Annotated in this window: 13 protein-coding genes; 5 read left to right on the forward strand and 8 right to left on the reverse strand. The window is 43.1% G+C overall.

Annotated features, from left to right (window positions below; genetic code table 11):
- The coding region (locus tag I8U18_RS16935; RefSeq protein WP_198065124.1) for a Tn3 family transposase at positions 1 to 2165 on the reverse strand (2165 nt) is incomplete at its 3' end.
- Positions 2146 to 2610, reverse strand: a complete 465-nt coding sequence (locus I8U18_RS16940; protein WP_198065125.1) for a DUF4158 domain-containing protein — start codon at positions 2608 to 2610, stop codon at positions 2146 to 2148. The genes I8U18_RS16940 and I8U18_RS16935, both read right to left, overlap by 20 nt.
- 165 nt (positions 2611 to 2775) lie before the next feature.
- Between I8U18_RS16940 and I8U18_RS16945 the strand changes: the two genes are divergently transcribed.
- The 3 genes from I8U18_RS16945 to arsC are packed head-to-tail and all read left to right on the forward strand — an operon-like array spanning position 2776 to position 4659.
- A complete protein-coding gene (locus tag I8U18_RS16945; protein WP_029072081.1) occupies positions 2776 to 3099 on the forward strand; it encodes an ArsR/SmtB family transcription factor in 324 nt (107 codons plus the stop codon).
- A 57-nt stretch (positions 3100 to 3156) separates the two neighbouring features.
- Positions 3157 to 4206 carry an ACR3 family arsenite efflux transporter gene (gene arsB, locus I8U18_RS16950; RefSeq protein ID WP_022738254.1) on the forward strand — a complete coding sequence of 350 codons (1050 nt, stop codon included), beginning with the start codon at positions 3157 to 3159 and terminating at the stop codon, positions 4204 to 4206.
- Positions 4207 to 4236: 30 nt separating this feature from the next.
- Positions 4237 to 4659: an arsenate reductase (thioredoxin) gene (gene arsC / locus I8U18_RS16955; RefSeq protein ID WP_198056259.1), complete on the forward strand. Its 423-nt coding sequence runs from the start codon at positions 4237 to 4239 to the stop codon at positions 4657 to 4659.
- 48 nt (positions 4660 to 4707) lie between these two features.
- Here the strand turns inward: arsC and I8U18_RS16960 are convergent, their stop codons facing one another.
- From I8U18_RS16960 to I8U18_RS16970, 3 genes are read right to left on the reverse strand one after another with little or no spacing between them, the layout of a single operon-like run.
- A complete protein-coding gene (locus I8U18_RS16960; protein WP_198056260.1) occupies positions 4708 to 5211 on the reverse strand; it encodes an arsinothricin resistance N-acetyltransferase ArsN1 family A in 504 nt (167 codons plus the stop codon).
- A gap of 26 nt (positions 5212 to 5237) precedes the next feature.
- Positions 5238 to 5594, reverse strand: a complete 357-nt coding sequence (locus tag I8U18_RS16965) for an ArsR/SmtB family transcription factor (RefSeq protein ID WP_198065126.1) — start codon at positions 5592 to 5594, stop codon at positions 5238 to 5240.
- Positions 5557 to 6063: an ArsI/CadI family heavy metal resistance metalloenzyme gene (locus I8U18_RS16970; RefSeq protein ID WP_198059888.1), complete on the reverse strand. Its 507-nt coding sequence runs from the start codon at positions 6061 to 6063 to the stop codon at positions 5557 to 5559. Before I8U18_RS16970 ends, I8U18_RS16965 begins: the two co-directional genes overlap by 38 nt.
- Positions 6064 to 6341: 278 nt before the next feature.
- Between I8U18_RS16970 and I8U18_RS16975 the strand changes: the two genes are divergently transcribed.
- Positions 6342 to 6965, forward strand: a complete 624-nt coding sequence (locus tag I8U18_RS16975) for a recombinase family protein (RefSeq protein ID WP_029072083.1) — start codon at positions 6342 to 6344, stop codon at positions 6963 to 6965.
- A 368-nt stretch (positions 6966 to 7333) separates the two neighbouring features.
- Here the strand turns inward: I8U18_RS16975 and I8U18_RS18090 are convergent, their stop codons facing one another.
- The 3 genes from I8U18_RS18090 to I8U18_RS16985 form a co-directional block, all read right to left on the reverse strand.
- Positions 7334 to 7468, reverse strand: coding sequence for a hypothetical protein (locus I8U18_RS18090; protein WP_255518433.1), 135 nt, complete (start codon positions 7466 to 7468; stop codon positions 7334 to 7336).
- 272 nt (positions 7469 to 7740) lie between these two features.
- A complete protein-coding gene (locus tag I8U18_RS16980) occupies positions 7741 to 8580 on the reverse strand; it encodes a tyrosine-type recombinase/integrase (protein WP_198065127.1) in 840 nt (279 codons plus the stop codon).
- 76 nt (positions 8581 to 8656) lie between these two features.
- A complete protein-coding gene (locus I8U18_RS16985) occupies positions 8657 to 9532 on the reverse strand; it encodes a LysR family transcriptional regulator (RefSeq protein WP_198065128.1) in 876 nt (291 codons plus the stop codon).
- 219 nt (positions 9533 to 9751) lie between these two features.
- Between I8U18_RS16985 and I8U18_RS16990 the strand changes: the two genes are divergently transcribed.
- Positions 9752 to 10909, forward strand: a complete 1158-nt coding sequence (locus tag I8U18_RS16990) for an MFS transporter (RefSeq protein WP_198065129.1) — start codon at positions 9752 to 9754, stop codon at positions 10907 to 10909.
- Positions 10910 to 11149: the final 240 nt, after the last annotated feature.

The following is an 11149-nucleotide window of genomic DNA, read 5'->3' on the forward strand; positions in this document are numbered from 1 at the left end:
AAGTCTGAAATATATTCCAGTAAAAACACGGTTCGCACTACCCGCCCCAACTCTCGAAACGCTTTGTATAGTCGGTTCTTACGGCTGTCATTACTCAGTTTACGAAGCAATGTAGCTGAAGAGATTTTTCCGGCCTTGATCGAAAGTACGACCTGAAGTAAATCCTTCCAATGGGTTTCAATGAGTTTCCAATTGATTGTTTCAGTAAAAAGGGAGTCAATGTGCTTATAGCGAACGCCTTCAAAGGGGCGGAAAAACGTCAAGTCTTTCAAGTTTCGAATCCGGGGCATCAACTTGATTCCTAACAGATGGGCCAAGGCAAACACGGGTGTGGATTGTCCTTGGGTATCCGCATGTACGGTATCAGGCTGAATATTGGATTTGTTTTTCAGTAAGCCATCAAGAATGTAAACAGCTTCCCAGACCCCGCAGGGTATGAAGTGACTGAATAACGCTATGTAGTTATCGGATACATGGTGATAAGCGATACCACCGTATCCTCCGTACCGGATATGATATTCAGCCAATAGATTTTCCTCATAGATATCGTATTTGGTTCCGTCCGCGGCGGCCGTTTTACCACTGCCCCAAAGTTGGGGAAGATCGAACCGGTAATACTCATTGATGATATCTTTAATTGCTTGATCCAGTTTTTGTGCTGTCACGTGGCGCTGGTTCACGAATGAGAGCATCTTAGGAGTGACCAACCCTCGCATATGCCGAGCAGCTTGGGCAGGTCCAAGATTGCAGCCGTACGTAAAGGTATTGAGGATATATCGTTCCGTCGGTCTTTCCAGTTTCGGATCAGATCCAGATAGCGGCCCAAAATGACGTGTCCATCTGATCCAATGTTCTACGTTACACAAGATATCAAGGATGCTCCGTTCCGGCATCCTTTCAAGGACTAATTTCTCCAAATGCTTTTGATCCACTGTACGTTCTTTTGCCCGGACTTTCTTTAATTCCGGCTCCCCTTTTTCGTTGATGACAACAGCATCAGAGTCAGGGTATTTGCAATCGACAGTTCGGCAAGTGTGGTTCATCCATTCCTGTAATTGTTGGACAAACTCTTTCCCTTGTTCAGGAAAATCCATTTCATCAAGGTATTCAGATAAAAGAGGCTGGCATTCTTCCCAAGATAGAAGTTGCTCGCGGTAATCGGCAAAGTCATCAGAATCTTGAATGCAGACATCTCCTGTTTTCAGTTCCGTTGCCAAGTAGGAGAACACACACACCTCTAAATGGCGGCGAGCAATTTGATATCCGCCAACACGCTGTTTAACCCGGATGATACGGCGCCAAGCATCAGAAGCAAACGACAAATCCACTTCATCTTGGAGCCACTCTTTTCGGCTATTTTGGTGTTTCTTCACAAATTCGAGGGCCTGAATTAGACGGCCGTCCTCTGAAGTGGAATCAAGCTGAAGGGAATTAATCAGCCGGAACAAGACGGGGCGATGATTCTGTCGAAAAAACTTAAGAATCAAGGGCAGGTAGTTGTTTCCTTGGCAGGAAGCGACGGCTTCACAATCATCGAGAAGATCCGGAATGCTCCCTCGGGAAGCTAAAACCTCTTTGATCAAGCGTCCCGCTTCCGCATCTTCAGGATTATCCTGTAAGGCTTGTAACACTTCTGTGAATGCCAAAACCAAGGACTCTGTTTTCTCCCGGTGTTGCTCTCTTATTTGCTCCAATTCTTCTTTAGCAGCCTTATGGAGGCTGGCCATCCGCTTAATAAACAAGGTTCCAAGGTGATCTCGTGTCTTTGTTTGGGAGCGATAGATCAGGCAGAGAAGAAGTGCGGCTCGTTTTGCCTGTGAAAAATCTTTCATCTCCCGTGCGTCCAGTGCTTTGGCTTGAGCCGCAAAATGGCTCACTTTGGCCGGTGAGATGCCCTCTAAGTACGGTCTTGCATCCCCAAAAGTTGTTAACCAGGCCAAATGATCCAACCGCTCCCGGATCTCCGACAACTTGGGCTTTTTAGGAAGGTTTTTCAAACGATTGTATTCGCTATAGTGAGATTCTCCCCGTTCCAGTAATTCATCCAACCGTTTGATTTCCTGATTGCCTAGACGTTGGAACACCATTTCAAAAAATCCGTCATTGACCGATTTTCGGATATGACGCGCCAAACGATCCAGCGTACTAAAAAGCTGGGAGTTCATAGTTTTGCCGAATCAGTTCGGCAATGGCCACATTGATCAAGTCTGCCGGATGATCCATGACTTGGGCTGCCTTTTGCACCGCCTCTAAGGCAATCCGTTGGGCTTCCTTCCCGTAGGATTGGATGCCTCGGAATTTCCGGATAGCTGTCTGGTGTTGATACCGAGTTCGTGGTTTATCATATCCTGGAACAACTTCTGGAGGTAGTTTCATTCGGTCATGGATATAATCGACAATCTGAGTAGGCACTTCTTCGAGTTTAGGAAAATAGCCCAACCGTTGCGAAGTCTTCAACAAAATCATTGCGCTTAGCAAGGATTTTGGACCCCGTGTTAATTCGTATACAAATCGAACTTCTTCGCTTGAAGGTTTATATACCCGTTCCAACTCTTTTTCGGTGTATGAACGCTTGAGCCGGGGATATGCAGTACGTTCAATGGATGCCAAGGTCAATCCCCCCTCATGCTGTAGTCATGTTTATTTTCACATAAATCATGGTGGTGTCGAGACTGTCATGACCCTGATCAGTTTTATTTAGAACTGGTTATTTTTATTTTCATCTTTGACAAAAATATAAGTACATGCTTATATAATGATGAGGTGATGAATATGATGGATTGGGAGCAGATGGCGGAGTGTCATAAAGCCTTGGCGGACAAAACTCGCTTGCGTATTCTCGCTTTACTAAAAGTGGAGGAATTATGCGTATGTGAGCTGGTAGCAATTTTGAATATGACGCAGCCGGCCGTTTCTCAACACATGCGGAAATTGAAGAACGCGAAGTTGGTGAAAGAACGCCGGAATGGTCAATGGGTTTTCTATTCATTAGATGGCTCCATGTACCCTTTCTTTCAATCGGTACTAGAGACACTTCCAGATATGCGAAGTGAAATCGAGGAGTTAAAGAAAAGTGGGCGAAAAGTAGTCTGCGATTAATGCTCCGTCCTCATCCTAAAACTTATTAAGAAAGGTCGTGATGGAATGAGTGGAGTCATGAGAAGACTCTCCTTCTTGGATCGTTATCTTACGTTATGGATTTTTCTTGCCATGGTTATTGGTATTGGATCCGGTTATCTATTTCCAGGTATGGTGAAAGTCTTAACAGAACTACAGGTAGGTACTACATCCATTCCTATTGCCATTGGATTGATTTTGATGATGTACCCTCCACTGGCCAAAGTTCGATATGAGGAAATCGGGCAAGTATTTCGGAACTACCGGATCCTCAGTTTATCTCTGATCCAAAACTGGGTGATTGGTCCTATTTTGATGTTCGTGTTAGCTATCCTTTTCTTAAGAGATGATCCTCAATACATGGTTGGTCTTATTCTTATCGGTCTTGCTCGATGTATTGCTATGGTTATTGTTTGGAACGACTTAGCAAATGGAAACAGAGAATATGCCGCTGGGTTAGTTGCCTTCAACTCGATTTTTCAAATTCTCTTCTATTCAGTTTACGCGTATATTTTCGTCACGGTTTTACCGAAATGGTTGGGATTAGAAGGAGCTGTCGTCAATATTACCATGGGCCAAATCGCCGAAAGTGTTTTGATCTACTTGGGAATTCCTTTCGTTGCCGGCATGATCACCCGTCTTGCATTGGTGAAAGCTAAAGGACGTGAATGGTATGAGACTAAATTCATTCCTGTAATCAGCCCCATTACACTCATTTCATTGCTGTTCACGATTATTGTCATGTTCTCCTTAAAAGGTGAGTTGGTCCTTCAATTACCGTTGGATGTAATTCGAATCTCCATTCCTCTGTTAATTTACTTTGTTGTAATGTTTCTTGTTTCGTTTTATATGGGCAAAAAGGTTGGAGCAGATTATTCAAAAACGGTCTCTCTTTCCTTTACTGCCGCAAGCAATAACTTTGAGTTGGCCATCGCAGTTGCGATCGGTGTCTTCGGTATTAACTCAGGGGCTGCTTTTGCTGCTGTCATTGGTCCACTTGTAGAAGTGCCGGTATTAATTGGACTCGTAAACGTCGCATTTTGGTTCCGACGCAAATACTTTGCACAAAAAATGATTGAATCAAGCTAAAATCTATATTCCAAAGAGGAGAGAACAACGATGTCAGATAGGAAAATTATTTACTTCCTTTGCACAGGAAACTCTTGCCGCAGTCAAATGGCGGAAGGGTTTGGAAAGAAATATTTAGGCGATCGATTTGACGTATACAGCGCAGGGATTGAGGCACATGGACTTAATCCAAAAGCAGTGAAAGTCATGGCGGAGAAAGGAATCGATATTTCCAATCAAACATCCGAGATCATTGATCCGGAGTTGCTGAATAAAGCGGACTACGTTATCACTCTCTGCGGCGATGCCAACGATAAATGCCCGATGACACCTCCTCATGTTCACCGTGATCATTGGGGATTTGAAGATCCAGCAAAAGCCCAGGGAACTGAGGAAGAAGTATGGGAAGTGTTCCGCCGCGTTCGAGACCAAATTGAAGCACGGATTATACAGTTTGCGAAAGAAGGGAAATAACAAATAAAGAGTTATTCCCTGTACAAAGGGAAATGACTCTTTACTCGTTTAATCAAGGTTTTCTTCAATCAGTTTTTCTACGATGACACAATCAAGCCATTCGCCATCTAATTTACTATGTTTTTCATAGATTCCAACTTCTCGAAACCCACAGGCTCGACACAAGGCTCTGCTCGCATGGTTGAAATCGAAGATTCTTGAGACCAGTTTCCAGTAACCACGCTTTGCACATGCTTCCACCAGTGAATGGAGCAGATGTTTCCCAATTCCCCGGCCTTTATAACCATCTCGAATATAAATGGAAAATTCACCAATACCCCGGTAGCAGTCTCGAGATCGGTAAGGATGGACACATGCAAAGCCAACTACCAATTCATCAAGCACCGCTACCAAGATGGGATAATGCTCCTCTTGCTCAACGATCCATTTCCGCCTGTTTTCCACTGTATATAAGGAAGTTTCAAAAGTGGCTCGTCGTGTTTGAATTCCCTGGTTATATATTTCAGTAATAGCCAAAGCATCCGAGGGAAGGGCTGAGCGAATGATAACCATGGAATCCTCCTGTCTTTCTGTTGAAGTTAATGATCCAGATTTGTTCCGACAGTTTCTGTCTCCAAGAGATAACGGCGCTGGAGTTCGTCTTGAAATAACTTCATCGTAGTATAGCTGATCGCATAAAAATTCCATTTTCCTACCCTGGTCTCGTGAAGGAGACCAGCATTTTTTAATTCTCGCAGATGATAAGACACTTTGGATTGCGCCATATTCATTTGCTCTTGAATATCACAAACACAAACACCACCAGAACAACAAGCAACAGGAGGCGAAGCACCCAGTTGATCGTACCCGGCTTGGATGAGATCGAGGATTTTGATGCGAATCGGATCGCTTAGGGCCTTAGCGATTTGAGCAAATTTTTCTGTAGATAAGGACATCATGCCCACCTCCTTTTTGCTGATTATGAGCAGCCGCAATCGTTTCTGTTTGTTTAGGTTCATCCAATGTGCAACAAACAGCCGATTCATTGGATTGCTCTTCGGCATCTGCTAATACCGTAAACACTTCCCAACGGTGCCCATCCGGGCTGGTAACCCAAATTTTATCTTGGCGAGCATAGCAGCAAGTCGTATTCATCTCGTCAAAAGTGGCCAGTCCCTCTTTTTGGAGACGCTCTTTGGTGGCCAACACATCTTCAGTGGATTTCACTTGAATTCCCAAATGATTCAGTCCACCACTTACTTCTCCGCCCTCATTTAAGGTGAAATTCAAAGCTGGTTGTTCCAGATCAAACTTAGCATATCCAGGTCGAACTTTCACCGGTTCGACGCCAAACAATTGCGTATAGAAAAAAACAGATTTGTTCAAGTCTTTCACGTTAATCGCTACATGGGGTTTTAATACCATCGTTTTCACTCTCCTGTTATTTCATATCAACTTTTCTTGATTCAATTATACATCAAATAATTTTGATGGGTAAATAGATAAATCAAAAAAAGTTGATGTTTTATTTATTGCAATGTCCTTAAAGGTAGACCTTTAAAAACTATGAAATACATGCAGATTGATGCGTTTAAAAATGTATGAAAATCACTTTTTAAACGTTTATGAAAATACATATACCTTTGGAAACGTAATCAGATACAATAAAAGGTAGAAAATGCATTTTCTGGAGGAAGTTCATGGTGAAAATCGGTTATGTTCGTGTTTCATCTGCAGATCAGAATGAGGAACGCCAAATCAAAAAAATGTTGGAGTTAGGAATCGAGGAACGGATGATCTTCGTTGATAAGCAAAGTGGGAAGGATTTTGAGCGGCCCGGTTACCAGACGATGAAGCGTATCCTACGCAAAGGGGATCTTCTTTATCTTGACGCTCTTGATCGCCTTGGCAGGGATTATGATGGGATCATCCAGGAATGGAAACAGATTACGAGGGAAATTCAAGCAGATATTGTGGTGTTGGAAAACGAAACATTGTTTGATAGCCGCAAATATCGAGAGATAGGGGATATCGGCAAACTCATGGAGGACCAGTTTTTGAGTCTCCTCTCCTATGTTGCCGAACAAGAACGGAAGAAAATCAAACAGCGCCAAGCTGAAGGCATATCGCTTGCAAAAGCTCAAGGTAAACATTTAGGAAGACCCAAGATCAATTTACAGACGCTGTCCCATGAGCAACGCCAGTTATTAGCCTCTCACTATCCGAGATGGAAAAACAAAGAGATTACAGGCGTTGAATTCATGCGATTACTTGGGTTGAAAAAGAACTCATTTTATAAGGTGGTCAAAGAGTACGAGAGCATGTGATATCTATAAATAATTGTAAAGCCGTTCCTTTACTAGGAATCGACTTTTTCCAACTTACCCCATTTGCAACTGTATATTTTACACGTATCTCGGACTTACCCCTATTAGAAACACGGGATTGCGGACAAAACCTTATCAGATCAAATAGGAGGATTGAACGATTTGCGAGTTATTGCACTTGCCGTACCCCTTGATATATCATCCAGTCCATAAATTCGTGCCATCTTACGAATAAATAAATGTGCGCCAGAACCAAATCTGTTTCCCTGTAATAATGAAAGCTGCCTTTTGTCGGGGCAGCTCTTTTTCGTTCATAAAAACAAGGGTCTAGGAGCGCCGTAGAGCGACGAAAATTTATTCCGAATACCCTAGGTACCCCCGTCTATTACTTTTACTGCACTTGCTGGAATCTCTACTTTTTCATCTTTACTACATCCACTGAGAAGCAGCAAAAAACCAATGGATAGAAATAAAAATTTTATTATACCCTTCCATTCACGCATAGACAAGTCCCCCTTTTTTAATAAATTCTTCCAAGGGATAATTATACTAAGACTAATTCTTTCCCATGAAGATGATGATCCGTTTGTCATATTATTGACAAAAACTCTGTCCCATGAGGCATTATTTTTGCCCCTGCCTATGAAATAAATATTCGGCCTGAGATAATGAAAGCTGCCTATCTTTATTTATTTTCAATATGCCCTACTAGGGGTAATACCAGCGTAGCTGTCACTAGGTGCAATTTTACTTCCATAAATTACCAACATCGTTATTATCCAAATGTTTTTTCTACAGCTTCTTCAATATCTTTTAATGATGGGGCAGCATATCTCCTAGTAATGTTTACATCGCTATGTCCCATCAATTCAGCGACTGTTGCAATATCTATACCAGAAGAAACAAGTTCACGTCCGTAAGTATGACGTAACATATGGGGATGAACGCCCAGTTTTTCAAAGATTCGTTGAACTGCCCGAATGGAAATACGTTTTTTAAAGTTGGAGAGAAACAACGCAGGATCGCTATCCTTCCGAGTTTCCAGGTAACGGCGTAGATGGTAACGGGCCTCAGATGGCAGAGGAACAGTACGGGCAATTCCTCCTTTTCCATCACGAACGATTACATGCCCGGAACGTTCGCCATTATGTATATCAGAACGATTTAATGCCACCAATTCCGAAACACGTAAGCCGGTATAAAGCAAAGTATAGGCAATGGCGATCGATCGAAGATTTCCGGATCGTTCCAATTCACGAAAAAGACGGTTCCTATCATTCTTGGGTAACGATTTGGGTGAAATATGTCTGGTATGGCGAATCTCTGGCCGTTGGATGTTCTCTACCAAGTGAGATTGCCCAATGTACCGAGCATAGGCTACAATGGCACTAAACTTAAGGTTAAGGGTAGTTGCTTTGTTCCCTTTATTCTGAAGATGCTTGACGTACTGCTGGATATCGTAACGAGTTAAATTGGCAAGATCGCCTCCTTCGGATTGCAGCCACTTGTGAAAATTGGCTATATGCCGTACATAATCCTCAACGGTTTTTTCCCGTTTTCCCTTTTCAAGAAGATATGCTCTAAAACCATCGAGTTCTACGTCACTTTTTTTCACCGTTAATCCCCTCCTTTTCATGCATTTTTTCACCTATCATAACCCAAAAGTGACGCAGAAGACATGTTCTGCGTCACTACTTAGTAGATGAAGATTCAACAGATGTCGATATAAATTCATATAATTGCAATCCAAGTTTACGACTACGGGTAGCTATAGAAATCGATCTTTTTCTTCCGAAATTAGTAATAGGCAGAGCGAACAGCTGGAGATGACCGATATTTTTAGCCATCAATTCGGGGATAATCGTGATTCCCATTCCAGCCGCTACTGCTCCAAGGATAAAGTCGCCAAAAGCTACCTCGCTGATAATGTTAGGCTTGTGGCCCAGCGATTCCATTTGTTCGATGATATGCTTCCTTGTATCACAAGGGGCTTGATGAACGATTAGTGGTTCTTCGCAGAGTTCGGAAAGCTCAACAGTTTTTCGCGAATGGAAACGATGATGTAAAGGAAACACCGCATAGTAAGACTCTGTAAACAATTCGCAACTCCACAAAGACTCCCCAACATATGATGTATCAACAAAGACTGCATCAAGTCTTCCTTCCTGTAATGATTGTATCAGTTCCCACGAAGTGTTTTGAATCATTAATGTCATTGGTCGGTCTAAAAGCCGAATTCCCTTGATCCTTGGCGGTAAATAATAAGTTGCCAGACTAGGCAGACTACCTATAGCAATAGGAGTAGTTCGACGAAATTGTCTTAACTCTTGACGAATCGCGGTTAGTTCAGCGAGTACAGGCACAATTCGATTGTAAAAACGTTCGCCGGCTTCCGTCAGTTCAATACCGGTAGACGTTCTATGAAATAATACAATATCAAGATCATGTTCTAGATTACGGATATGTTTGCTTAATGCCGGTTGGGAAAGACTGAGCGCTTTGGCAGCTTTAGACAAACTTTTTTGCTTAGCTGCTTCAACAAAACTTTGGAACCACTCTATATTCATCTGTTTCACTCCAATTGATATAACCAATTGTTATATCCTTCAAAAATAATGATAGTTCCGTTTGCCTTAACTCTTTGGTAATCTTTCAAATGTCCAAGCTCATTTAATTATAACATATCGGTTTATGTGGCTATGATGGGTTGGACCCAAACAGGATTTATCCAACGGATTGGGAATATCTTGGCTCTGCATCCATCAATCGAAATAAGGAGGGTTACCATGCGAAAAGTTCTTCTACTCACTATTGGCATGTTCGCTCTTGGGTTTGATGCCTATGTTGTGGCTGGTCTGTTGCCGGATATTGGGGCAACGTTCAAAATAAACGCTTCACAAACGGGACAAGCGGTTAGCGTTTTCACCCTTTGTTATGCACTGGCAGCTCCAGTTTTTGCAACATTGTTGGCTGGAAAACCAATGCGCCGGATTTTATTACTGGCACTCGCTGTATTTTCAGTAGGTAATGGGGCTAGTGCACTAGCCTCGAGTTTCTTCTTGCTGCTTATGGCACGTGCAGTTGCAGGTATCGGAGCTGGGCTTTATTCCCCGCTGGCCGCTGCAGCTGCTGCATCCCTCGTTTCCAAAGAGAAACGAGGCCGTGCCCTTGGTATGACACTAGGCGGCATGAGCATGGGCACGGTCGTAGGGGTTCCACTTGGATTGATCGTTGCTAAACATCTAGGTTGGCACGGGACTCTCTGGTTAATCACTGCACTTGGTCTGATCGCCATGATTGGGATTGTGATCTGGTTCCCAAACTTTCCGGCTTCGGCGCCACCGTCACTGCGTCAACGTGTTGCAATGCTGACCAATGGACGGGTTTCAGCAACCGTTGGTATCACTCTTATGACCAGCGTTGCGAGCTTGGGTCTTTATACGTATATCGCATCCATCTTGCATAACCTGGCAGACATTAATAACATTACGCCATATCTATGGGCATGGGGGATTGGTGGTGTAATCGGGAGTTTTTCCATTGGCAGTCTGATTGATCGAACGGGCCGACCAGGCTTGCTCATGGCCGGTATTCTAGCCATAATGGCTTTTGCCATGTTCAGCCTGCCATTGGGACTGAAATATCCTATTCTAAGCTTCCTGCCTTTTGTTCTTTGGGGGGCGATGGGGTGGGCCTCACAAGCCCCACAACAACATGTATTACTTCACTTACAACCTAATCACAGCGCAGCTACTGTTGCTTTAAACAGTTCCGCTAATTATTTAGGTAGTGCGATAGGTTCTGCACTTGGGGGAATTGTTATGCTAGCTGGATTGGCACCTTCTCAACTTCCGTTTGCTGCCGGTTGCCTTGTACTAGTCACCTTACTGGGACAATTGTTGGTTGTCTTAAGAAAAAGCAAGGAACAGCAAATAGCAAATTGAAGAATGAAAAAGACTATCTCGAAAAAAGAGGTAGTCTTTTTCATCGTTTTCCTTCAGAGTCCACATCCACCCAAGTAGGGACTTTTTTCTTAGCTTGATGGATAGGTCCTCAAACCCCTGTATTAGAAAAAGCTAATTTACTGTTACCGCCGGTCTATAATTGACCCAGGATCGCCGAAAAAGAATTGACCCACTCCCGTCGAATAATCCCCTTCGAACGAAACCGCTACATTTCTTCGG

This window comes from Thermoactinomyces sp. CICC 10522 (assembly GCF_016055075.1).
Lineage (GTDB): Bacteria > Bacillota > Bacilli > Thermoactinomycetales > Thermoactinomycetaceae > Thermoactinomyces_A > Thermoactinomyces_A daqus.